At 73.2% G+C, this 21,938-nt stretch carries 22 protein-coding genes and 1 tRNA gene; 7 read left to right on the forward strand and 16 right to left on the reverse strand.

Annotated elements, in window-relative coordinates:
- Positions 1–11 precede the first annotated feature (11 nt).
- Positions 12–350 carry a DUF485 domain-containing protein gene (locus EIO00_RS16885; RefSeq protein WP_140180081.1) on the forward strand — a complete coding sequence of 113 codons (339 nt, stop codon included), beginning with the start codon at positions 12–14 and terminating at the stop codon, positions 348–350.
- Complete coding sequence (locus tag EIO00_RS16890) at positions 347–1,957, forward strand: solute symporter family protein (protein ID WP_140180083.1); 1,611 nt, start codon at positions 347–349, stop codon at positions 1,955–1,957. The genes EIO00_RS16885 and EIO00_RS16890 overlap by 4 nt, the downstream gene beginning before the upstream one ends.
- A 172-nt stretch (positions 1,958–2,129) precedes the next feature.
- On the opposite strand, the gene EIO00_RS16895 is transcribed toward EIO00_RS16890, so the two are convergent.
- From EIO00_RS16895 to EIO00_RS16915, 5 genes are all read right to left on the reverse strand, one after another.
- The gene (locus EIO00_RS16895) at positions 2,130–3,401 is read right to left on the reverse strand and encodes an ABC transporter substrate-binding protein (protein ID WP_140180085.1); all 1,272 of its coding nucleotides are present in this window, start codon (positions 3,399–3,401) and stop codon (positions 2,130–2,132) included.
- Positions 3,398–4,516, reverse strand: coding sequence for a branched-chain amino acid ABC transporter permease (locus EIO00_RS16900; RefSeq protein WP_241661407.1), 1,119 nt, complete (start codon positions 4,514–4,516; stop codon positions 3,398–3,400). Before EIO00_RS16900 ends, EIO00_RS16895 begins: the two co-directional genes overlap by 4 nt.
- Positions 4,509–5,399, reverse strand: coding sequence for a branched-chain amino acid ABC transporter permease (locus EIO00_RS16905; protein WP_140180088.1), 891 nt, complete (start codon positions 5,397–5,399; stop codon positions 4,509–4,511). Before EIO00_RS16905 ends, EIO00_RS16900 begins: the two co-directional genes overlap by 8 nt.
- A gap of 118 nt (positions 5,400–5,517) precedes the next feature.
- Entirely contained in the window at positions 5,518–6,303 is a 786-nt protein-coding gene (locus EIO00_RS16910; protein WP_140180090.1) for an ABC transporter ATP-binding protein, read from the reverse strand.
- On the reverse strand, positions 6,300–7,097 hold the full coding sequence (locus EIO00_RS16915) for an ABC transporter ATP-binding protein (RefSeq protein WP_175596253.1): 798 nt from the start codon (positions 7,095–7,097) through the stop codon (positions 6,300–6,302). The genes EIO00_RS16910 and EIO00_RS16915 overlap by 4 nt, the downstream gene beginning before the upstream one ends.
- A gap of 208 nt (positions 7,098–7,305) precedes the next feature.
- Between EIO00_RS16915 and EIO00_RS16920 the strand changes: the two genes are divergently transcribed.
- Positions 7,306–8,532, forward strand: a complete 1,227-nt coding sequence (locus EIO00_RS16920; RefSeq protein ID WP_241661408.1) for a PucR family transcriptional regulator — start codon at positions 7,306–7,308, stop codon at positions 8,530–8,532.
- A 15-nt stretch (positions 8,533–8,547) separates the two neighbouring features.
- Here the strand turns inward: EIO00_RS16920 and EIO00_RS16925 are convergent, their stop codons facing one another.
- The 3 genes from EIO00_RS16925 to EIO00_RS16935 are packed head-to-tail and all read right to left on the reverse strand — an operon-like array spanning position 8,548 to position 11,496.
- Positions 8,548–9,144 carry an Rv1733c family protein gene (locus EIO00_RS16925; RefSeq protein ID WP_140180094.1) on the reverse strand — a complete coding sequence of 199 codons (597 nt, stop codon included), beginning with the start codon at positions 9,142–9,144 and terminating at the stop codon, positions 8,548–8,550.
- 54 nt (positions 9,145–9,198) lie between these two features.
- On the reverse strand, positions 9,199–10,791 hold the full coding sequence (locus EIO00_RS16930; protein ID WP_140180096.1) for an MFS transporter: 1,593 nt from the start codon (positions 10,789–10,791) through the stop codon (positions 9,199–9,201).
- A gap of 3 nt (positions 10,792–10,794) precedes the next feature.
- Positions 10,795–11,496, reverse strand: coding sequence for an LppX_LprAFG lipoprotein (locus EIO00_RS16935; RefSeq protein ID WP_140180098.1), 702 nt, complete (start codon positions 11,494–11,496; stop codon positions 10,795–10,797).
- Positions 11,497–11,655: 159 nt separating this feature from the next.
- On the opposite strand from EIO00_RS16935, the gene EIO00_RS16940 reads away from it, so the two are divergent.
- Positions 11,656–11,729, forward strand: a tRNA-Ile gene (locus tag EIO00_RS16940).
- Between the two features lie 589 nt (positions 11,730–12,318).
- A complete protein-coding gene (locus EIO00_RS16945) occupies positions 12,319–13,698 on the forward strand; it encodes a S28 family serine protease (protein WP_241661409.1) in 1,380 nt (459 codons plus the stop codon).
- A 281-nt stretch (positions 13,699–13,979) separates the two neighbouring features.
- On the opposite strand, the gene EIO00_RS16950 is transcribed toward EIO00_RS16945, so the two are convergent.
- A complete protein-coding gene (locus EIO00_RS16950; RefSeq protein WP_140180100.1) occupies positions 13,980–14,246 on the reverse strand; it encodes a DUF6343 family protein in 267 nt (88 codons plus the stop codon).
- A 9-nt stretch (positions 14,247–14,255) separates the two neighbouring features.
- Positions 14,256–14,708: a YbhB/YbcL family Raf kinase inhibitor-like protein gene (locus EIO00_RS16955; RefSeq protein WP_140180102.1), complete on the reverse strand. Its 453-nt coding sequence runs from the start codon at positions 14,706–14,708 to the stop codon at positions 14,256–14,258.
- A 222-nt stretch (positions 14,709–14,930) separates the two neighbouring features.
- Between EIO00_RS16955 and EIO00_RS16960 the strand changes: the two genes are divergently transcribed.
- Together EIO00_RS16960 and EIO00_RS16965 are read left to right on the forward strand one after the other, a co-directional pair.
- Complete coding sequence (locus EIO00_RS16960; protein ID WP_140180103.1) at positions 14,931–16,241, forward strand: erythromycin esterase family protein; 1,311 nt, start codon at positions 14,931–14,933, stop codon at positions 16,239–16,241.
- Positions 16,242–16,364: 123 nt separating this feature from the next.
- Entirely contained in the window at positions 16,365–16,661 is a 297-nt protein-coding gene (locus tag EIO00_RS16965) for an MTH1187 family thiamine-binding protein (RefSeq protein ID WP_140180105.1), read from the forward strand.
- A gap of 98 nt (positions 16,662–16,759) precedes the next feature.
- On the opposite strand, the gene EIO00_RS16970 is transcribed toward EIO00_RS16965, so the two are convergent.
- The 6 genes from EIO00_RS16970 to EIO00_RS16990 form a co-directional block, all read right to left on the reverse strand.
- Positions 16,760–17,527, reverse strand: coding sequence for a neutral zinc metallopeptidase (locus EIO00_RS16970; protein ID WP_140180107.1), 768 nt, complete (start codon positions 17,525–17,527; stop codon positions 16,760–16,762).
- Positions 17,528–17,731: 204 nt separating this feature from the next.
- On the reverse strand, positions 17,732–19,033 hold the full coding sequence (locus tag EIO00_RS16975; protein ID WP_140180109.1) for an adenylosuccinate synthetase: 1,302 nt from the start codon (positions 19,031–19,033) through the stop codon (positions 17,732–17,734).
- Positions 19,033–20,004: a hypothetical protein gene (locus tag EIO00_RS16980; protein ID WP_241661410.1), complete on the reverse strand. Its 972-nt coding sequence runs from the start codon at positions 20,002–20,004 to the stop codon at positions 19,033–19,035. The genes EIO00_RS16975 and EIO00_RS16980 overlap by 1 nt, the downstream gene beginning before the upstream one ends.
- Before the next feature lie 15 nt (positions 20,005–20,019).
- Entirely contained in the window at positions 20,020–20,763 is a 744-nt protein-coding gene (locus tag EIO00_RS16985; RefSeq protein ID WP_241661411.1) for a protein kinase family protein, read from the reverse strand.
- Entirely contained in the window at positions 20,721–21,062 is a 342-nt protein-coding gene (locus EIO00_RS25310; RefSeq protein WP_241661412.1) for a hypothetical protein, read from the reverse strand. Before EIO00_RS25310 ends, EIO00_RS16985 begins: the two co-directional genes overlap by 43 nt.
- Positions 21,059–21,868 (reverse strand): NUDIX hydrolase, encoded by an 810-nt coding sequence (locus tag EIO00_RS16990; RefSeq protein ID WP_422100052.1) that lies wholly within the window; start codon positions 21,866–21,868, stop codon positions 21,059–21,061. Before EIO00_RS16990 ends, EIO00_RS25310 begins: the two co-directional genes overlap by 4 nt.
- Positions 21,869–21,938: the final 70 nt, after the last annotated feature.

Here is a 21,938-nt window from a genome sequence, read left to right on the forward strand (position 1 = left end):
GGAGGGAACCCGTGACCGTCGATAAAGAAGCCGACGGCGTGCAGACGCCGTATGAGCGGGTGCAGCGCACACCCGAATTCCAAGAGCTCCGGCGCCGCTTCCGCGCCTTCGCGTTCCCGGCCACCGTGGCCTTCCTGGCCTGGTACCTGCTGTACGTGGTGCTCTCGGGCTGGGCCCGCGGCTTCATGGGCACCCAGGTGATCGGGTTCATCAACGTGGCGCTGATCTTCGGCCTGCTGCAGTTCGCGTCCACGTTCCTGATCGCCTGGCTGTACTCCCGGCACGCCGAGCGCACGCTCGACCCGATGGCCGCCGACCTGGCCGCCCAGGTGGAAGGAGCCCCCAAGTGAGCCACGAGACCCTGGCGATCGTGCTGTTCCTGGTGTTCGTCGGCGCCACGCTGGCGATCACCGTCTGGGCCGGCCGGCAGACCAAGAGCGCCTCGGACTTCTACGCCGGCGGCCGGTCGTTCTCCGGGGTGCAGAACGGGCTGGCGATCGGCGGCGACTACATGTCGGCCGCCTCGTTCCTCGGCATCGCCGGCATGATCGCGCTCTACGGCTACGACGGCTTCCTGTACTCCATCGGCTTCCTGGTGGCCTGGCTGGTGGCACTGCTGCTGGTCGCCGAGCTGATGCGCAACTCCGGCAAGTACACCATGGCGGACGTGCTGGCCTTCCGGATGAGCCCGCGCCCGGTGCGCACCGCCGCCGGAGTGTCCACCATCACCGTGTCGATCTTCTACCTGCTGGCCCAGATGGTCGGCGCGGGCGCGCTGGTGGCGCTGCTGTTCGGCTTCACCTCCGAGTTCGCCAAGGGCGCCACCATCGTGCTGGTCGGCGCGCTGATGATCATCTACGTGACGGTCGGCGGCATGAAGGGCACCACCTGGGTGCAGATCATCAAGGCCGTGCTGCTGATGGGCGGCGCCACCCTGGTGACCCTGCTGGTGCTGGCCAAGTTCGGGTTCAACCTCTCCACCCTGCTGCGGGACGCGGCCGAGCAGAGCGGCAAGGGCGAAGCGTTCCTGGAGCCCGGCCTGCGGTACGCCACCGACGAGCAGGGGCTGACCGGCAAGCTGGACCTGATCAGCCTCGGGCTGGCGCTGGTGCTGGGCACCGCCGGCCTGCCGCACATCCTGATCCGCTTCTACACCGTCCCCACCGCCCGCGACGCCCGCAAGTCGGTGCTGTGGGGCATCGGCCTCATCGGCGCGTTCTACCTGCTCACCCTGGTGCTCGGGTTCGGCGCCGCCGCCCTGGTGGGCAGCAAGGCGATCGCCGAGGCCAACCCGGCCGGCAACACCGCCGCGCCGCAGCTGGCCCAGGAGATCGGCGAGCGGATCTTCGGCGAGGTGGGCGGCACCGTGCTGCTGGCGGTGATCGCCGCGGTGGCGTTCGCGACCATCCTCGCCGTGGTGGCCGGCCTCACCCTCGCCTCGTCCTCCTCCTTCGCCCACGACCTGTACGCGCACGTGTTCCGGCGCGGCCAGGCCACCGAGGCCGAGGAGGTCCGGGTCGCCCGGATCGCCGCGCTGGTGATCGGCGCGGTGTCGATCGTGCTCGGCATCTTCGCCCAGCGCCTGAACGTGGCCTTCCTGGTGGCGCTGGCGTTCGCGGTGGCCGCCTCCGGGAACCTGCCCGCGATCCTCTACAGCCTGTTCTGGAAGAGGTTCAACACCGCGGGCGCGGTCGCGGCCATCTACGGGGGTCTGGGGTCGGCCGTGCTGCTGGTGTTCTTCTCCCCGGTGGTCTCCGGCTCCGAGAAGGCCCTGTTCACCGGTGCGGACTGGGCCGTCTTCCCGCTGGAGAACCCCGGCATCGTCTCGATCCCGATCGGCTTCCTGTGCGGCTGGCTCGGCACCGTGCTCAGCAAGGAGTTCAACGCCGCCAAGTACGCCGAGATCGAGGTCCGTTCCCTCACCGGCGCGGGTGCCGAGCGGGCCGCCTCCCACTAGGTGAAGACCTCCGGTCCCGTCCCCCATCCCGGTGGCGCCCGGCGAGGACGGGACCGGCGGACGACGGGGCCGTCCCCGCCGCAGGCCGGGGACGGCCCCTTGGCGTCCCCGGCCTGCGGCCGGCTCGGCGGAAAGCCCGCCCCCGCCCGGCCCGGGCGGGGGCGGAGGGGGATCAGAAGGTGCCGACCGGGACCTGGTAGTTCTTGGCCAGCTCGGACTCGGTGGCCTCCTGGACGGTCACCACTCCGCCGGGCGCGCCCTTCTTGGGCTGGGTGATGTAGGTCTTACGGGTGGCGGGCTTGTCCCAGTAGGAGAAGTCCATCGGGGTGCCCAGACCGTCGTCGAAGGCGTTGCGGGACCGGTGCGCCTTGATCAGGCCCTCCCGGGTGAGGTCCTTGGCCTCGCAGGCCTTCTTCAGCGCCTCGGTGACGATCTTGGCGCCGCCGTACCCGTTGACCACGCCGCTGTCCAGCGGCTGGCCGGGGTACTTCTTGGAGTAGTCGTCGGCCAGCTTCTTCATCGCCGGCAGGTCGGAGCTCATCGGGGCGCCGGCGGTGGCGATGAAGAAGCCCTGGGCCAGCGCCGGCGCGGCCGCGGTGTCCAGCAGCTGCGGCGAGAACGCCGAGTTGCTGCCCAGGATCGGCTGCTTCATCCCGCGGGAGCGGGCGATGCCGGCCAGCGAGGCCGCCTGCCGGGGACCGGCGCTGATCAGGATCGCCTTGACGCCGGCCTGGTTGAGCGCGGCGACCTGCGAGCTCATGTCGTTGTCGGTCGCCTTGATCTTCTGCTCGACGATGGTCAGGTTGTTGTGCTGGGCGGCGTACTTGGCGCCGCGCAGCGCCGACTCCCCGTAGTCGCCCTCGAAGTAGACGTGGCCGATCTTGTCACCAGACTTGATCATCTTCTTGTCCAGCATCCACTGGATGCCGTTGATCATGTCCACGTCGTAGGTGGTGCCGGTGACCTGGATGTACTGGTTGCCCAGCAGCGCGGTGGTCCAGGCGCTCGGGATGGTGAAGATCTTGTCGGACTCGATCCGCTGCTTGACCGCGCTGACCATCGGGGAGCCGAGGAAGTGCGGCAGAGCCAGCACCGAGCCACTCAGCTCGCTGTAGATCGACACGGCCTTCTGCGGGTCGTAGCCGTGGTCGCGGACCACCGCCTCGATGGTCCGACCGCAGATCCCGCCGGCCTTGTTGATCTCCTCGAAGTGCAGCTGCTGGGCGTTGGTGATGCTCTTGCCCAGCGGGGCGTACACGCCGGTCAGGTCGGTGGCCAGACCGAGCTTGATGGTCTTGTCGGTCACGCCCGGCCCCTGCTTGACCCCGTCGGCACCGGTTCCGCCGGAGCCGCCGGTGGCCTTGCCACTGCCGCAGCCGGCCGTCGCGGCGGCCAGCACCAGCGCGGTGAGCGACACCGCCGTCTTGCGCAGAGAGGACTTCATGCTGGTTGCTCCTCAGGTTCCATTCGGGGAGAAGGGGTGGACTTGCGGCGGGCGGCGGTGGACGCGCGCAGGCGTTGCCACAGCCCCATGAGCCCGCCGGGAAGGAAGAGCACGACGGCGACGACGATGGCGCCGTAGAGGATGCGGGACGCCTCGGCCGGGGAGACTCCCCCCGAGCCGGGCGGGGCGATCAGCGGCAGGCCGTCGGCGTAGCGGGTGAACAGCGGGGGCAGCAGCGACACGAACACCGCCCCGATCACCGCTCCGGCGACCGTTCCCAGTCCGCCGATCACGATCATGGCCAGGTACTCCAGGGAGAGCAGCAGCCCGAAGTAGTCCGGCACGGTCCTGCGGAACGCCATGGCCAGCAGCACTCCCGCCAGCCCGGCGTACATCGACGAGACCACGAACACCGCGGCGCGGTAGCGGGCCACCGGGACGCCCATCACCCCGGCGGCGATCTCGTGGTCGCGGATGGTGTTCATCGCCCGGCCGGGGCGGCCGTTCAGGACGCCGCGGGCGATCCAGGCGGCCAGCAGCAGCAGCGCCAGCGCCAGGAACCACAGCTTCTCCAGCGCCCGGAACGGCACCTGCAGCACCACCAGCTCGGGGGTGTCGGCGAAGCTGAACCCGGCGATCTCCAGCGGCGGCACGTCCCGTCCGTTGGCGCCGCCGGTCACCGCGTGCGCGTTGTGCAGGATGTGCTGGCCGATGAACACCAGCGCCAGCGAGGCGATGCCCAGGTAGGTGCCGCGCAGCCGTCCGGCGATGGGGCTGAACAGCCCGCCGGCCAGCCCGGCCAGCAGCACCGCCCCCACCACGGCCAGCCAGGTGGGCAGGCCCAGCCCGGCCAGGCCGTTCCCGGACTCCCCGGCGAGGTACACGTACCCGTAGGCGCCGACCGCCAGGAAGAACGCGTGCCCCAGGGACAGCTGCCCGGTGGAGCCGGTCAGCAGGTTCAGCCCGATCGCCCCGATCGCCGCGGCCATCGCGAACACCCCGGCCTGCAGGAAGAACGCCTCGGCGTAGAACGGGACGGCCACCATGACCGCCAGGCCGACCGCCCAGGCGACCAGCCTCGGCAGGGAGGGCAGGGGGGAGGTGCGCTCAGACACGGGCCAGCTCCCTCGTTCCGAACAGTCCGGCCGGCCGGATCAGCAGGATCACGATCATCACCAGGTACGGGGCGACGTCGCCGAGGCCGCGGCCCAGGAACGTCAGGTCGTTCTGGTAGCCGCTGGCCAGCGACTCGGTCAGCCCGATGATCAGCCCGCCGACCAGCGCGCCGGTGGTGGAGTCCAGACCGCCCAGGATCGCCGCCGGGAACGCCTTGAGCGCCACCAGCGAGGTCGACCGGTCCAGCCCGGGGGTGGGGAAGACGGTCAGGAACAGCGCCGCCACCGCGGCCAGCGCCCCGGCGACCGCCCAGGCGGCCAGCGAGACCCGGTTCAACCGCACGCCCATCAGCGCGGCGGCCTCCCGGTCCTCGGCGGCCACCCGCATCGCCACGCCCCAGTCGGTGAACCGGAACGCCAGCAGGAAGCAGGTGATCAGGGCGACCGCGGTCACCAGGGCGGCCAGCCGGGTCTGCGGGACGCTGATCCCGGCGACCTCCACCACCGCGCTCTGCCACGGGTCGCCCATGGACAGCACCTCGGTGCCGATCTGGCGGGTGAGCTCGGTGGTGATCAGGATGTCCACCCCGATCGTCACGATCGCCAGCACATGGTGGTCGCCGGCCCGGGAGCGGCGCAGCACCAGCAGCTCCACCAGCGCCGCGACCGCCGCGGCGATCGCCACCCCCGCCAGCAGCGCCGGCCAGAAGCCCAGCGGGCCGACCAGCTTGGCCACCGCGAACCCGCCGACCAGCAGCAGCGAGGCGTGGGCGAAGTTGACCACCTCGGTGGCCTTGAAGATGATCACGAAACCGAGGGCGATCAGCGCGTACACCGAGCCGATCGACACCCCGTTGACCAGCAGCTCCGCGAACGTGGTCACGCGCGCCCCCCGTTCGCCTCCGCGCCGTCGTGACGGGCGCCGTGGCGTCGTGGCGCGCTCATCCGCTCCTCGCGTCGCGCACCCGCGTCGCGGAACGCGCCGTGCTCGTGCGGCTCACTCATGCCTTCTCCTGTTCCTTGACCGCCTGTTCGCCCAGGTAGGCGCGGATCACCTCGGGGTCGCTCTGCACCGTCGCGGGCGGGCCGGAGGCGATCTTGCGGCCGAAGTCCAGCACGGTCACCTCGTCGGCGAGCCGCATCACCATGCCCATGTCGTGCTCGACCAGCAGGATCGAGATGCCCAGGTCGGCACGGGCGGCCACGATGACCTCGGCCATCTGCCGGCGCTCGCCCCCGTTCATCCCGGCCACCGGCTCGTCCAGCAGCAGCAGCTTGGGCTCCATCGCCAGCGCGCGGGCCAGCTCGACCCGCTTCTGCACGCCGTAGGGCAGCAGCCCGACCGGGGCGTCCAGGTACTGCGCGACGCCCACGTAGCGGGCGATCTCCCGGACCCGCTCGCGGTGGCGGCGGTCCTCCCGGCGGGCGTACGGCAGCCGCAGCCCGGCCCCCAGGAACCCGGCCCGGGTCAGCCGGTGCCGGCCGAGCATGATGTTGTTCTCCACGCTCTGCAGCTTCGAGAGCGCGATGTTCTGGAACGTGCGGGCCACCCCCAGCGCCGCGATCTGGTGCGGCGCCATCTTCGTCAGCTCGGCGTCGCCGAAGCGGACGCTGCCCGAGGTGGCCTTGTAGACGCCCGACAGCACGTTGAAGCAGGTGGACTTGCCGGCGCCGTTGGGGCCGATGAGGGCGTGGATGCTGCCGGGCTCGACGGTGAAGCCGACGTGGTCGAGCGCGGTGATCCCGGCGAACCGCACCGTCAGGTCGGTGACCTTCAGCTCGCTCATCCGGCCCACCTCGACAGCGCCGGAGGCCGCGCGAACTCCGCCGCGGCGTCCTCGTCGTCGCCCAGGCCCAGGTAGCGGCGGCGCACCTCGTCGGTCGCGGCCAGCTCCTCGGCCGGGCCGTGCAGCGTCACCCGGCCCACCTCCAGCACGTAGGCGGTGGTGGCCAGGCGCAGTGCCAGTGCGGCGTTCTGCTCGATGAGCAGCACCGCGGTGCCCTGCCGGTTGATCTCGGCGATGCACTCGCCGATCCGCTCGGCCATCAGCGGGGCCAGCCCCAGCGTCGGCTCGTCCAACAGCAGGACCTTGGGCCGCGCCATCAGCGCCCGGCCCATGGCGAGCATCTGCTGCTCGCCGCCGGACAGCAGGCCGGCCCGCTGCTTGGCGCGTTCGGCCAGCACCGGGAACAACTCCAGCACCCGCTTCCTGGCCGCGGCGACCCCCGCGCGGTCCCGGACGCCCAGCGCCCCGGCCCGCAGGTTCTCCTCCACGGTCAGCCGCCCGAAGATGCGCCGTCCCTCGGGCACCTGGACCACGCCGGCGGCGACCACGGCGTGCGGTTTGAGCCCGCTCAACGTGCGACCGCCCAGGGCGATCGTGCCCGCGTCGATCGTCCCGCGGTGGAACGGCAGGGTCCCGGAGATCGCCCGCAGCAGCGTGCTCTTGCCCGCACCGTTGGCCCCCAGCACGGCGGTCACCGCGCCCTCGGGAACCTCCAGGGAGACCTCGCGCAGCGCCTGCACGGCCTTGCCGTAGCTCACCGAGAGTCCGCCGATCGCGAGTGTCCCACTCGCCATGGCACCTCCCATCGATTTCGTGTGGGAGGCACACCAGCATGTGAGCTGTGACACCGTCCAGTGCCCGGGACAAGTCGAGTCAGGCGTCCAACTGAATCCGGTTCAGGTTGTGTGCTCTCACAACGCGGGCCCGTTTCGGGTCCCCCTGGTATGAAGCGCCGGGCGGTGCATGGCAGGGTGATGCACGTCACCGAGGAGGAGGGCAACCTTGCCTGCTGCCATCCCCGTCATCGCTGATCAGCGCCTGGCCGAGGTGGCCGGCGCGGTGTCGCGGCGCCTGCTGGAACGGCTCGACGACCTCACCGACCGGGTGGTCGCCGAGATCCTCGCCGACGATCCGGGCTACGCCGACTTTGTGCCGCATGACGATCTGTGGCAGACCATCCACCAGATCCTGCGCGAGAGCATCGACCACATGGCGCGTCGCGCGCTGGGCGAGGAGCCGGTGGTCACCACCGCGGTGGTGATCGGCCGTCGGCGCGCCGAGCAGGGGCTGCCGCTGGAGTCGCTGCTGCGCGCGTTCCGGGTCGGCGGGCGGGTCTGCTGGGAGGCGATGATCGAGGTCGTCTCCGAGTCCGACCCCGACTCGCTGCCGGTGCTGCTGCGCTTCGCCAGCATCGTGTGGCACACCAACGAGCTGCAGTCCAACGCGGTCGCCGAGGCCTACCGGCGGACCGAGTCGGAGCTGCTGCGGCGCAGCGACGAGCGGATGGCGGCGCTGCTGGACGCCCTGTTGGAGGGCCGCGGCGCCGACGGCGGGCTGGCCAAGGTCGCCGCCGCGGCGCTGGACCTGCCGATGAACGGCCGGTACGCGGTGGCGGTGCTGCGCCCGCTGCGCCGCGACGAGGGCTTCCGGCGCCCCGAGCGGGTCGGCGACCTGCGGTTCGTGTGGCGGGTGCGCGCCGACGCCGACGTGGCCGTGGTGGAGCTGGGCGACCGGAACCCGCAGGACGTGGCGACGGCGCTGCGTCCGCTGTTCACCGGGCAGGCCGGGATCAGCCCCGCGGTGGAGGGGCTGGCGGCGCTGGGCCGGGCCCGCTGGCTGGCCGAGGTGGCGCTGCAGACCTGCCGGCCGCAGGACCACCGGATCGTCCGGCTGGACGAGCGGCTGCCGGTCGCGCTGGTGGTGTCCCAGCCGGAACTGTCCGGCTATCTGGGCGACACGGTGCTCGGCCCGCTGGAGGCCCTGGACCCGGCGGACCGGGAGGTGCTGTTGGAGACCCTGGCGGCCTGGCTGGACTGCGAGGGCTCGGCGGCGCGGACCGCGGCCCGCCTGTACTGCCACCGCAACACCGTCTTCAACCGGCTGCGCAGGCTGGAGCAGCTCACCTCGCGCTCTCTGCACCGGCCGCGGGACGTGGTGGAGCTGGCGCTGGCCCTGGACGCGCTCGACCTGGTGACGACGGACGCCTCCCGGGAACGCCGTCCCGCCTGACCGGCCGGCCCGGTCTCAGCTGATCCGGTGCGGGTCGATCCGGGCCCACTCGGCGTCCCACTGGGCGTACCGGATCCGGTCGCAGCGCCGCCGCACCAGCCAGTAGACGAACAGCAGCGGCGCCCCCACGCCCGCCGTCCCGCCGACGGCGGCGTACCCGGCGTCGACCAGGGTGCGCGAATGCGGCCGGGGCCGGGCGACGGGCCTGCCGGAGCGGTCCACCCAGATCTGCCGGCGGGCGCCCACCTCGGCGTCCTTCCAGGCCGGGATCCGTCCGGAGCGGACCGCGCCGTTCGGGGCCCGCCAGGTGGCCTGCACGGTCCGGTGCAGGTACCGCTCGCCGGACACCCCGCCGGGCCCGGTCACCGTGGCCGTCGCCTCCCAGCGGGTGGCGTGCTGCCGACGTTCGGCGCGCACCCCCGCGTCGTACGCCCGGGCGCCCGCCCACACCGCCAGCGCGGGGGCGGCGAGCAGGAACACCAGCACGAGCGTCACGCCCACCGTCCACTGGACGCGGTCGACCCGCCGACGCATCTCGTTGCGGTCGAATCCGAAACGCCGCCGCAGGCGCCCCAGCCGTGTGGGCGCCCCGCCGCCCTCTGGCCAGCGCATCGCTGTGCCACCTCCCGGGTAGGGGGTCCCGCTGAGAGGTGTCGTACCCTCTGGTCAGACGGTATTCCCGGGCGGTGGGGCGACCACACGGCCCGCGGCGCCGCCGGTCGCGCCGTCGTCGGTCGCGTCGGCGGACTCCGGATCCTTCGACTCCTCCGGTCCGGCCGGGCGGTGCCGGACCGCCAGCGCCAGCAGCGCGCCCAGCGCGCACAGCCCCGCGGTGATCCAGAAGATCTCCCGGTACTCGGTGCGCAGCGCCTCCTGCACCGCCGCCTGATACTCCACCAGCCGCCGCCGCGCCTCCTCGGCCGGCAGCCCGAACGCCAGCGGCATCTGCAGATCGGCGGTCAGCGACCGGAACCGGTGCAATCCCCACGCGGTCAGCGCCGAGACGCCCAGCAGCATCCCCATCATCCGGGTCACCACCACCGCCGCCGAGGCCACGCCGTGCTGGGCGGCGGGCATCCCGCGCAGCCCCGCCGAGGACACCGGCGCGATCACCAGTCCCAGCCCGAATCCGGTGATCACCAGGTCGACGTCCATGCGGGGGAGCGGACCGTAGGAGGCGGCGGCCGGATCGGCGGGCCAGCCCGCGATGAGCAGATAGCCCGCCGCCGCCAGCGCCATCCCGACGACCATCGGCCACCGGTCGCCGATCCGATGCGCCGCCAGCCCGCCCAGCACCGCCGCGACCGGCAGGGCCGCCAGGAAGCGCACCAGGATCAGCGCGCCTCCCGTCGAGTCCTCGCCCAGCAGCGTCTGCGCGACGAGCTGCACGTCCACCAGCGTGACCATCAACGCCGCGCCGGACAGGAAGCTGACCCCCAGCGCGGCCAGGAACGGTCCCCGCCGCACCCCGGTCAGGTCCAGCAGCCGGGTCTTCGCGCGGACCTCCCACACCACGAACGCGACCAGCGCCGCCGCGCCCAGTCCGAGCATCGGCGGGCCCCACGGGGGCAGCGGCCCCTCGGCGGGCTCGTCGTTGTGCAGGCCCGCCACCAGCAGGCCCAGACCCACCGCCAGCAGCACCCCGCCCGCCACGTCGATCCGCGGGCGGACGGCGGGCCGGGCGTCGGCCGGGACGGTCAGCTGCACCGCCGCCATGGCGGCCAGCGCGACCGGGACGTTGATCCAGAAGATCGCCCGCCAGTCGCCCAGCCAGGCCGCGACGCCCGCCCCGTACAGCGGGCCGAGCACGCTGCCCAGCTCCTGCGCCGCACCGACGGCGCCCAGCACCACCGGGCGGCGTCGCTCCTCCCACAGATCCCCGGCCAGCGCCATGGTCACCGGCAGCAGCGCCCCTCCGGCCACCCCCTGCAGCGCCCGGCCGGTCACCACCGTGACCAGGTCGCCGGCGAGCGCCGTCAGCGCCGACCCGACGGCGAAGACCAGCAGGCAGCCGTGCAGCAGCGGACGCCGCCCGTAGCGGTCCGACAGCCGGCCCAGCAGCGGCATCGCCGCCACGTATCCCAGCAGGAAGCCGGTCAGGATCGGGGTGGCCCGCTCCAGCCGGTTGATCGGGATGCCCAGATCATCGAGGACCTGGGTGAAGATGGTGGTGATCACATAGGCGTCCAGCGCCGCCAGCAGCACCACCGCGCCGCCGACGCCGATCGCGACGCCGCGCCCGCGCACCGGACCGCCCATCGGTCACGCCGAGGGCTTGAACGTGTAGGCGGCGTCGAACTCGGTGAAGGTGATCGTCACCGCGCCGTCCCCGTCGCCCGAGGACACCGGGACCGTGCCGCGCACCTTCAGCAGCCGGTGGTCGGCGGCGGACACCCACACGTGCCCGGTCAGGTCCGCGCCCAGGCCCGGGACCAGGGGGGCCGCCGTCTCCTCGGGCACCGTCACCTTGACCTTGTAGGCGTCCTTGCCGCCGACCCGCTCCCGCGCCTCGGTCCGCGGCGACCGCGCCGCCGTCAGCAGCTTGGCCAGGCCCCGTTGCGGGTCCAGCACCGCCGACGGGTCGTACAGCGCGATGATCTGGCTCCGGGGCGCCTTCTGGTAGCCGGCCCCGGTCAGGCCCTTGTAGTACACGGTGTCGCCGACCAGCACGAAGTCGGTCTCCACCGTCAGGCCCGCCTGCTGGATCTGCAGCCGCCCCTGGGCGTCGCCGGATCTGAGCAGCTTCACCTCGCCGCCCCGCACCGCGATGTCGGGCCGCCCTTCGGTGGTGATGGTGAACGCGACGCTCTTCAGGTCGCGCATCGCTGCGGCCGCCTGCTGCAGCGTCTGCTCGCCCGGCGGCAGGGCGGTCTCGTTCTTCTTCCGTTCGGGGTCGCCCGAGCAGCCGGTGAGCGCGACCAGGCATGCCAGCAGTGCGGCGATCGGACCTCGGATCCACGACATAGGGCGGACCCTACCGACGTGCCGCCCGATGCGTCACTGCATGGGAGTGATGATCGGTGATGTCCCGGCGGGCCCGGGAGGTGATTCTCGGTGGCCGTCCGTCACCCCCGCGGTTATCATTGCCGCGGCGAGCACGGGTGGACCACGCGCCGCTCGTCGGGGGCGGTAGCTCAGCCGGTCAGAGCAGCGGACTCATAATCCGTGGGTCGTGGGTTCGAGCCCCACCCGCCCCACACAGACGCCGGGCGAGGGTGCTCAAGGGTCCGTTCGCAGCCCCTGGCGTCCGAGCCCCCTCACCGCTCCCCTCGTTCACGCTCGTTCAAGGTCCCCGGATCTCCCTGCGCGGGCCTCGCCCGGGATCCCTCGTCCCGCCCTCCGCGCGCCCGTGCCCTCGACCCGTCCGCGCCGATCCGCCGCCGCATCTCCCTTCCTCTCCGCCGCGCGCACCGGCCCCGTCGGCGGCGTGCACGGCGGGGCCGGACGGGCGATGAGCGCCGCGCCTCCAGACGACCGGGACCGGGAGACGGCCGCCCGTTCCGGGGCGCCGTGATCGGGACGCCCGCGACGCGGGTATCGGAGCCTGCGGCGGGGCCTTTTCGGCGAAGGCGGGGTTCTCGTGCGTCATGGAAGAGGGCGCGTGTTCGGGGGACGCCGCCGGCTGTGGCCATTTCCGGTCAAAACACACCGCAGTTGACTACGGGTGTGTAACAAAACGGAACGGACAAATGGCATTCACGGTCTGTTCGCCCCTAAGGTCACGGCGACATGACGCATTCCCTGGAGGTGCGGATGAGAGGCTGGGGCGGACGAACGCTCACGGCTGTGACCCTCGCCGGCGTGATGTCCCTGGGCACGGCGATCCCGGCCGGGGCCGAGCAGGCGGACGACATCGCCGAACGTCTCGAGGCCATTCCCGGCATGACCGTGCTGTGGGAGCGGCCCTCCGGCGACCCCGGCTACCGGTTCTTCATGCTGAGCTACCGGCAGCCCGTCGACCATCGGCGGCCGCAGGCGGGGACGTTCGAGCAACGGTTCACCCTGCTGCACAAGGACACCGATCGGCCGATGGTGCTGCACACCACCGGCTACCACGTCAGCGAGCTGCCCTCGCGGTCGGAGCCGGCGCAGCTGGTGGACGGCAACCAGATCTCCGTCGAGCAGCGGTTCTTCACGCCGTCGCGGCCGCAGCCGGCGGACTGGTCCACGCTGACCATCTGGCAGGCGGCCACCGACCACCACCGGCTGGTCGAGGCGCTCAAGCCGATCTACTCGGCCAAATGGGTGTCCACCGGGGCCAGCAAGGGCGGCATGACCTCGGTCTACCACCGCCGTTTCTACCCCGACGACGTGGACGCGACCGTCGCCTATGTCGCGCCCAACGACGTGGTCAACAGCGAGGACAAGGCCTACGACCGTTTCTTCGAAACGGTCGGTTCCGATCCCGCCTGCCGCGAACGGCTCAAGGAAGTCCAGCACGAGGTCCTCGAGCGGCGCGAGGAGTTCGTGCAGCGCTACCGGGAGTACGCGAAAGAGAACGGTTACACCTTCGCCAACCTCGGCGATGCGGACCGGGCGCTGGAGGCCACTGTTCTCGACGTGGAGTGGGCGTTCTGGCAGTACTCGCTGGAGTCCGACTGCGTCAAGGTGCCGTCCGCCGACGCCTCCACCGACGAGCTGTGGGAGTTCGTCGACGCCACCGCGGGCTTTTCCTTCTACACCGACCAGGGGCTGGAGCCGTACGTGCCGTACTACTTCCAGGCGGGCACCCAGCTCGGCTGGCCGTCGCCCAAGTTCCGCCACCTCAAGGACGTGCGGCGCTACCCGAAGATCTATGAGCCGCGCCAGTTCGTCCCGGCCGGGCTGCGCGGACAGATGCGCTTCGATCCCCGCGCGATGGCCGACATCGACCGGTGGGTGCGCACCCAGGGCAGCCGCCTGATGTTCCTCTACGGCGGGAACGACCCGTGGGGCGCCGAGCCGTTCCGCCTGGGCCCGGGCACCCGTGACTCCCTGTGGTACGAGGTCGAGGGCCTCAACCACAGCGCCCGCCTGATCGAGCGCCTGCCGCAGCGGCAGCGCGAACAGGCCGTGAGCGCGCTGCGCCGCTGGCTCGGCGTCGCCGACGCCACCACCTTCCAGCTCAAGACCGTCAGCCCGCTCGACGGCCACGACGAGCTGCAGGACCGGCGTCCTCCGCTCTGACGTCCCGCGCCCCGGCGTGCTCTGACGTCCCGCGCCCCGGCGTGCTCTGACGTCCCGCGCCCCGGCGTGCTCTGACGTCCCGCGCACACCGGGCCCGCCCGGAGGGGCGGGCCCGGTGCCGTTCTCCGGGCCTCCTCCCGGGCTTTCTCTCCGGTGCCTCTGCGGGTCCGCTCCGGAGACGGATGCACCGCCGTCGTCGGGACATGAGGCCCCCTGGCGCCGCCCGCACGTCGCCCGGTCGTCTCCGCTCCCGCCCGGCCGCGGCCGGCGCGTCCGATCGCCTACCCGGCCGTCCGGTCGCGGTCGCGCCGGCTGCGGCGACGCAGCACCCACAGATCGATCACGGCGATCACCACGACCGCCGCGCAGATCGCGGCCGCGATCCACAGCCCGGCCCCCGGCTCTCCGCCGCCGATCGCGGCGGCGCCGAACAGCGCCGCCCCGGCGAGACCGGCCACCAGGGCCAGGGCCGACAGCAGGGCGCGGACGCCCAGGGCGCTGCGCGCGGTGAGCGGCTCGTCGCTGGCCGGAGGCCGTCGGTCGTGCACCGGCATCGGCTACCTGCCGAAGGTTCCGACGAGGGTGCCGGTGCCGATCGCCTTCCCCTCGATCGCCTTCCGGCACTCATCGGCGGTGAGGCCGGGACGCAGGCCCGACGGCTCCGACGGCGCGACCGGCCGGAAGAGGCAACGGTGCGGCTCGTCTCCGACCGGCGGATGCGGGCCGCCGTAGCCGGTCCTCCCGTAGTCGTTGCGGCCCTGCACCGCCTCGGCGGGGCTCTCGCCCGCCCGCAGGCCCCGGGTCCGCGGCGGGATCCCCGCCGGCCGCCAGTGCGCGAACGTCCCCACGGGAGCGTCGGGGTCCTCGCACAGCAGGACCAGTTCGGCCGCCTCCTCGGGCGCGTTCGACCACTCCAGCGGCGGCGGGACGTCGCCGGCGGCGTGGGAGTGCTCGGCGGGGATCGGCGCGTGGTCCTCGAAGGCGTCGCTGCGCAGTTCGAGCTCGGGCATGTCGGGGTCGTGCCCGCTGGAGGCGGACCGATGCGCCCGTCTTCCACCGCATTGAACCCGGTGGGCACCGCATTGAACCCGGCAAACGGGGAAGGCGCTCGGTGACGGACGACCCGACCGCGAGCGCCTCGGGACCGCGTGCGCTCCGGGCGGGCAGGGGAGGCGGCCGGGAGCGGCCGGGGCGAGGGTCCTGAGGACGAGGGACGAGGCTGGAGGAGCGCCATGATCGACAAGACCCCTGACGAGACCGACGTGCTGGGCGCCGCCCTGCCGCTGGAGGTCGAGGACGACCTCGGTCCGCTGCTGGACCGCATCGGCGGCGCCCGGATCGTCCTGCTGGGCGAGGCCGGCCACGGCGTGCACGAGTTCTGCGCCTGGCGGGCCGCGCTGACCCGCCGGCTCGTCTGCGAACACGGCTTCTCCTTCGTCGCCGTCGACGGGGACTGGCCGGACTTCCGGGAGGTCGACCGCAGCGTCGTCGGCGCGCCGGGGGCCGTCTCGGACCCCGGCGACGTGCTGGAGGGCCGGCGCCGCTGGCCTTCCTGGCTGTGGGCCAACGCCGAGACGGCGCGGTTCTGCCGCCGGCTGCGCGACCACAACCTGACCCTGCCGCCCGAACGCCGGGTCGGCTTCTACGGCCTGGACCTTTACAGCATGTGGGACTCGCTGCGGACGGTGCTGGACCATGTCGCCGACCACCGGCCCGAGCGCCTCGAGGAGACGCTGGCCGCCTACCGCTGCCTGGAACCGGCCGGACGGGACCCGCAGGAGCAGGCCCGGCGCCGCGCACTGGTGCCCGAGGAGTGCCTCGAGGAGGTCATGGCGCTGCTGACCCGGCTGCGCCGCGCCGCCGTGCCGCGCCCGGCCGGGGGCCTGGCGCAGGAGCTGGACGCCTGGCAGAGCGCCGAGGTCGCGGCCGGCGCCGAACGCCACTACCGGACGATGCTCGGCGGCGGGATCGGGGCGTGGAACGCGCGCAGCGTCCACCTGGCCGACACCCTGGATCGGCTGCTGGACTTCCACGGCCCGGGAGCGCGGGCCGTGGTGTGGGCGCACAACACCCACGTCGGCGACGGACGCGCCACCCCGATGGCCGAGCACGGCATGGTCACCCTCGGGCAGCTGGTCCGCGACCGGCACGGCCGGGACCGGGTGGTGGCGGTGGGGTTCGCCGGCGGCCACGGCCAGATCATCGCCGCGCCGCGGTGGGGCGCCCCCATGGAGGTCATGCCGGTGCCGCGGCCGGTGCCCGGGTCGCTGGAGGCGCTGCTGGCCGCCGACGTGGAACTGGACCACGCGTTGTTCGTGTTCTCCGACGGCCCCGAGCAGGAGTGGCTGAACGTCCCCCGCGGCCACCGCGCGATCGGCGTGGCGTACGACCCCGATCGCGACCGTCGGCGGTTCGTGCCGACCAGGCTCGCCGAGCGGTACGACGCATTGTGCTGGTTCGCCCGGATGTCGCCGCTGGTGCCGCTGCACGCGGAGGCCGTCCGGCGGGACGAGCGGGAGACCGTGCCCAGCGGCGTCGTGTGAGCCGGCCCGGCGACGCCGGCCGGGTCGGCGACCGCCCGCCGGGCCGGCGTCGCCGTGGTGCGGGGTGCACGGGCGGGGTGATAACCGGTACCCGAGGCCGGAACGGAAAGAGGTGGATGCGACGTGCTGGTCGCTTTCTCGGTGACCCCGCTCGGTGCGGGGGAGGGAGTCGGTGAGCTGGTGGCCGAGGCGGTCCGGGTGGTGCGGGCCAGTGGCCTGCCCAACCGGACCGACGCCATGTTCACCACGATCGAGGGCGAGTGGGACGAGGTGATGGCCGTGGTCAAGGCGGCGACGGAGGCCGTCGCCGCCCGCGCCCCCAGGGTCAGCGTCGTGCTCAAGGCCGACATCCGGCCCGGTGTGACCGACGCCCTCACCGCCAAGGTCGAGTCGGTGGAGCGGCGCCTGGCCGAGGACTGACCCGCCCGCGCGGCGGGCGCGACGGGAAGACCCCCGGCGGGGACCGCGGTCCCCGCCGGGGGTCGTGCGCGTGCGGCCGGACGGGGCCGGCGGAGGGATCAGGCGCCCGCGGTCTTGGGGAGGCAGGCGCGGACGCCGCCGTCCCGACCCCGGCCGAAGGCGGTGATCCGCTCGATGGGGTCGCCGTGGTCGCGCGGGTTGGTCCACTCGGTCTCGTCGCCGACCGCGACCAGGCCGTTGGACAGCTCCTTGACGTCGCCCTCCTCGAAGATCAGGATCCCGTCCGCCTTGGCGCCGTACAGGGCGGCGCCGGCCAGGCAGTCGGCCTGCAGCTCCTTCTGCAGCGCCACCAGGTTCACCTTCAGCCGGTTCTGGATGGCGTGGCCCCACTCGTGGGCGATGATCAGGTACACCCAGGCGTCGCCCTCGGCGTAACCGGCGCGCATCAGGTTGATGTCCCAGGCGATGTAGTCCTCGGGGATGCAGTAGAAGGCGTTGAACTTGGCCGCCGGCTGTCCGGCGCAGGTCGGGGCGGCGGCCAGGTTGTTGCCGTCGTAGCCTCCCCGGATCCGGGGGGACCGGTAGACGCCGGTGAAGTGATCCGACCAGTGCCTGCGCCAGAAGGCGTCCACCACCCGCTGCGCCGCGGCGATGTCGTGCTGGAGCTCGGCCTCGTTGATCGGCTTGCTCGGGGTGGGGCCGCCGGCGTCGGCGGGCTGCGGGCTGCCGGTGGTGCGCGGCGCGGAGGCTCCCGGTCGGGGGCTCTCGTCGGAGGAGGGGACGTCGAGTTTGAGGGCGCACCCGCTGGATGCCAGGAGGGCACCGCCCAGAGCCAGGGCGATCAGGGAACGCAGGGGGTTGAACATCGTCGGTCTCCGTATCGTCCAAGCGCTGGCCGCGCGATCGAACCGATGATCAGACGGAGAAGGCCGACGAAACGGTTGCACCCTCCGGTGTGAGCAATCGCATCATGATCGACGCGAACCCGCGGTGACGGACCGGCGTCCGGTCGGGGAAGGCGCCCGGGTGCGCCGCCGCATGGGATCTGCGGCCCGACACCGGGCGGCCGTTCACCGACGACCCGCCGGAGCCGCTCGATCCGCCCGCCGGCCGGGCGGGCCGAGCGCCCCGCCCGGCACCTTGTCCGAGGCCGTCGGCCCATGGGAGCGCAACACGATCGGCGGTCCCAGGGACTCCAGCGCCTCCACCGGATCGGCGGGCGGCTCGTACACCGGACGGGCGGCGAGCAGACGGCGGGTCAGCCGCTCCTGACGTTCCAGATCGCCCGGGGGCCCGACCGGCAGCCGTTCCACCCGCTCGCCGTCGATCTCGTACGCCCGGCACACCAGCAGGTCGTCGCGGCCCCGGGCCACGTCCAGGTGGGTGACGGCCAGCGCGTCGACCCCGCCGGTCGCCTCCAGCGCGTACCGCAGCGCCACCAGGTCCAGATGCCCCACCCGGAACGCGCCCTGCCAGGGGCCGAATCCGTTGTGCCGGTCCGGCAGGTCGGCGGTCAACGCCGGATCCTCGGTGACGAACGGCCCGGGACCGTGCCGGGTCATGTAGGTCCGCACCACCCCCAGCCGCTCGGCCTGCGCGCCCGCCTCCTCCAACAGCGTCTCGGCGTTGGCGAACGTGGTCGTGGACCAGGTCGTGTACGGGTGGAGGCCGTGCCACTCGTCCAGCAGCACGCCCTGCGCCCCCTCGAAGACCGCCGGTCCCGCCCGCAGCAGCCTCTTCAGATGCTCGCCGTCCACGATCGCGACCCGCTCGCCGAACTCGGCGAACGCCTCCGCGCAGTCCTCGACCGGCGGCGTCGCCTCCGCGTCGGGGAACTCCTCGCGCACCCGGTCCCGCAGGCGGCCCAGCAGCCGCCGCAGCCGCGCCGGGGACCGGCAGTCGGCCACCCGGGGCGCCTCCTGCGGGCGGGCCAGCGCGTACGCCATGGTCTCGCCGACGCCCATCCCGCAGGACCCGTGCCGGGCCGCCCCGCGCGCGATCTCCCGCGCGCGGCCGGCGGCCCGGTGGTAGGGCGTGGTGAGCAGCGCGTCCCCGTCCACGGTCAGCCGGTCGAGCGCGTCGCGGACTCCGAGGGCGGCCAGGTGCCGTTCCTCGGCGGCCAGCGCCAGCGGGTCGACCAGCATGAACCGCGACAGATGGGTGCGCACGCCAGGGGTGAGGGTGCCCGATCCGAACTGCGCGAACGTGTGGTGCCGTCCGTCGTCGGCCACCACGTTGTGCGCCGCCTGGGCTCCTCCGTTGAACCGCACCACCGTGTGGACCGGCTGCGGCCCCCGAGCGCACAGCCAGTCCACGACGGTGCCCTTCCCGGCGTCCCCGAACCCGAGGTCCACCACGATCCGGTGGGGCATCACAGCCGCCTGGTGCGCCGCGGCCGCTCCCGGTCCGGATCGCCCGGGGCGGAGAAGACGGCCATGGGCGAGCGGTGGGAGTCCAGCCGGGCCAGCGCCCGCGACACCGCCGGCCCGGCGTCGCTGCCGAACTCGGCCAGATGCGCCAGCCCTTCGGCGAGGTCGATGGCCTCTTCGTTCATCCCGATGGCGAGCGCGATGGTCTCGCACACCGCGTCCAGATCGTCCAGGGGCAGAACGCGTTCGCCGAGCAGCCCGCGCCAGAACTCCCACAGCCGCCGGTCGCCGGAGTGGTGGCCGCCCTCGGGGATGATGAAGTACACCTCGTACATCCGGCGCAGCTCGGCCACGATGTCCTCGGTGCGGACGTCCTCGGTCGGCTGGTCGCCGATCACGCCGGCGACCAGCCGGCGGTCCACCCTCGGATAGGCCAGCTCGTCGCCGATCATGAACAGGTAGCCGCGACGGCCCCGCTTCTCGAAGCAGTCGATGGAGGTGTGCCGGGCCATGAAGTACATGGCCAGCTCATAGGACTCCATCATCTGGCCGCCGCCTCCGCCCTCCAGCAGGATCCTGCCCAGGTCGTCGTCCATGCGGTTGTCGGACTCGAACTGTCCCACCTGCAGCGGCGCCCGGTCGCAGGTGGCGTCGCCGATCGCGCCGAACATGATCTGCGGGTGCTCGACGTACCCCTTGCGCAGCAGCAGCCCCAGCAGGTTCGGCAGCCTGGCCTGCAGCGCCCGGGGCACCCGGCCCATGGAGCCGGTCACGTCGAACAGGACGGCGATGGCCAGCGACTCGGGGTGCTCGTCGCTGTCCCGGCTCTCCCGGACGGTCACCCCCAGGGGGTCCAGGGCGGGGTGGACGGTGGTGGCGCCGCCGTCGCTGTAGGCGAACGCGCTGGCGCCGGTGCCGGCGCGGTAGCGTCGCGCGGCCTCGTAGACGTCGGTGGGCCAGACTCCGCTGCCCATGGATCAGCCTTCCTCTCAGTGCTCCGGCGTTGCGGTCCGCCCGGGGACGGGCGGCATGCGGAACGGTCGGAAGCGGCGCGGGCCGTAGAGGCGCTCGAGCACCTCGTCGAGCTCGGCCGGCAGCCGCCAGGCGTCGTCCGGGCGGCGGCTCTGCGCCGGGAGCGTGCAGCCCCTGGCGAACCGCCGCAGCGCGGTGGGCGCCTTGTCGGCCATGAGATGCGTCATGCACCGGGTGGCCATGGAGATGTCGGTGGCGGGACCGGCGCGCCGTCTGCCCGGCACCTCGTCGGGGTACCAGTCGGCGTACCGGTCGACCATCGCCGGGACCCGGCCGCTGGGGTCGGTGCCGGCGTAACAGCCGGGGACCGAGCGGCACCAGTCGATCAGCACCAGCCCGTGCGGCCCGGGATGGATCAGGACGTGCTCGGGCAGCACCGCGCCGTGCAGCACCCCGGCCCGGTGCGCGAACCCCAGGGCGACCAGCAGCCGTCGCCGCATCCACGCCGCGTCGCGCGGGTCCGGTCCGTCGGGGTGGGCGGCGCGGACCTCGGCGAGGCTGTAGAACCCCTTCAGCCGTGCGATCACGTTCGCCCGCCGGCGGACCCCGGTCACCGGGTCGCGGTGCAGGAGCGTCTCCACCGGGCGCGGCACGTACGGCGGGAACCGGCGCGGCCCGTCCTTGGGGAGCTGCCGCGGCGCGACGGCCTCCCGTTCGATCAGGTCGCCGTCGGCGGGATCGCGGGGCATCTTGACGACCACCTCGCGGTCCTCGCCCCGGACCTCATGGACGTCGGCAGATCGCCCTCGGCGATCTTGCCGCCCAGCCGGTAGGAGCGCCGGCGGGCGGCGATGACGGCCGGGTCCGCACCGGTGCGGGCGGACCACGGAGCGGTGAGCCGGACGAAACGGTCGGCGGTGCGGCCGCCGGTGGCGTCGGGGCGCAGCATCCGGGCCGGGCGCCGGCAGGTGCGGGCGGCCTCGTCGGGGTCGTCGCCGAACAGGTCGCGCGGCGTGCGCGCCCTCTCGAGCGGGCGCAGCGCATGGTCGGGGCCGATCATCGGATCGTGTCCTCCCGGCTGGGCCGCAGCAGCGCCGGATGCAGCAGCCGCGCGTCGCCGGCCCGGTAGAGGCGGGCGCGCCGTCCGCCGCGCCGTCCGCCGCGTTCGGTGGTCTGACCGGTGCTCTCCACGAAGCCCGGCACCGACAGGACCTTGCGGTGGAAGTTGCCGGGGTGCAGTTCCTCGCCCCACACCGCCTCGTAGACGGCGCGCAGTTCGGGGATGGTGAACTCCGGCGGGCAGAACGCGGTGGCCAGCGGGGTGTACTCGAGCTTGCTGCGGGCCCGCTCCAGCCCGTCGGCCAGGATCCGGGCGTGGTCGAAGGCCAGCCGGCGGGTGGTGCCGGGGAGCTGGCCGCCCGACTCGGTCAGGCCCAGCGCGTCGACCGGCGTCCAGGCCGCGTCGGCGGCGTCGGTGCCCGCCCGCGGCTCGGGCAGCTCGGGCGCGAAGGCCAGGTAGGCCACCGAGATGACGCGCATCCGCGGGTCCCGGCCGGGAGCGCCGTAGGTGCCGAGCTGCTCCAGGTGCACCCGCGCCAGCGCGCCCTCGGTGCTCAGGCCGGTCTCCTCGGCCAGCTCGCGGGCGGCGGCCTCGGGCAGGTCCTCGGCGTCCCGGACGCCGCGGACGAAACCGCCCGGCAGGGCCCACATCCCGGCGAACGGCGGTACGCCGCGGCGCACCAGCAGCACGTGCAGCGCCCTGTCCCGGATGGTCAGCGCCACCACGTCGACCGTGACCGCCACCGGGTCGTAATCGCGCGGGTCGTAGCCCTCCGGCGCCCGCCGCTCGTCCTCCGGCATCTGCATCCCGTGTCCTTCTCAATTTGAGAACATCTCACTCTGAGAAGAACTTAGGTCATGGGAGCGTGAACGTCCA

This window comes from Thermomonospora catenispora (assembly GCF_006363815.1).
Taxonomy (GTDB): domain Bacteria; phylum Actinomycetota; class Actinomycetes; order Streptosporangiales; family Streptosporangiaceae; genus Thermomonospora; species Thermomonospora catenispora.

What these genes read in the sequence shown, in the direction of transcription:
- EIO00_RS16955 (WP_140180102.1), bottom strand. Translation starts at nt 14,708, where the DNA reads ATGCCCGAGCTCGAACTGCGCAGCGACGCCTTCGAGGACCACGCGCCG.
- EIO00_RS16935 (WP_140180098.1), bottom strand. Translation starts at nt 11,496, where the DNA reads ATGTCGTGGATCCGAGGTCCGATCGCCGCACTGCTGGCATGCCTGGTC.
- EIO00_RS16970 (WP_140180107.1), bottom strand. Translation starts at nt 17,527, where the DNA reads ATGTTCAACCCCCTGCGTTCCCTGATCGCCCTGGCTCTGGGCGGTGCC.
- EIO00_RS25310 (WP_241661412.1), bottom strand. Translation starts at nt 21,062, where the DNA reads ATGATCGGCCCCGACCATGCGCTGCGCCCGCTCGAGAGGGCGCGCACG.
- EIO00_RS16930 (WP_140180096.1), bottom strand. Translation starts at nt 10,791, where the DNA reads ATGGGCGGTCCGGTGCGCGGGCGCGGCGTCGCGATCGGCGTCGGCGGC.
- EIO00_RS16925 (WP_140180094.1), bottom strand. Translation starts at nt 9,144, where the DNA reads ATGCGCTGGCCAGAGGGCGGCGGGGCGCCCACACGGCTGGGGCGCCTG.
- EIO00_RS16975 (WP_140180109.1), bottom strand. Translation starts at nt 19,033, where the DNA reads ATGCCCCACCGGATCGTGGTGGACCTCGGGTTCGGGGACGCCGGGAAG.
- EIO00_RS16895 (WP_140180085.1), bottom strand. Translation starts at nt 3,401, where the DNA reads ATGAAGTCCTCTCTGCGCAAGACGGCGGTGTCGCTCACCGCGCTGGTG.
- EIO00_RS16960 (WP_140180103.1), top strand. Translation starts at nt 14,931, where the DNA reads ATGATCGACAAGACCCCTGACGAGACCGACGTGCTGGGCGCCGCCCTG.
- EIO00_RS16980 (WP_241661410.1), bottom strand. Translation starts at nt 20,004, where the DNA reads ATGGGCAGCGGAGTCTGGCCCACCGACGTCTACGAGGCCGCGCGACGC.
- EIO00_RS16910 (WP_140180090.1), bottom strand. Translation starts at nt 6,303, where the DNA reads ATGAGCGAGCTGAAGGTCACCGACCTGACGGTGCGGTTCGCCGGGATC.
- EIO00_RS16990 (WP_422100052.1), bottom strand. Translation starts at nt 21,868, where the DNA reads ATGCAGATGCCGGAGGACGAGCGGCGGGCGCCGGAGGGCTACGACCCG.
- EIO00_RS16915 (WP_175596253.1), bottom strand. Translation starts at nt 7,097, where the DNA reads ATGGCGAGTGGGACACTCGCGATCGGCGGACTCTCGGTGAGCTACGGC.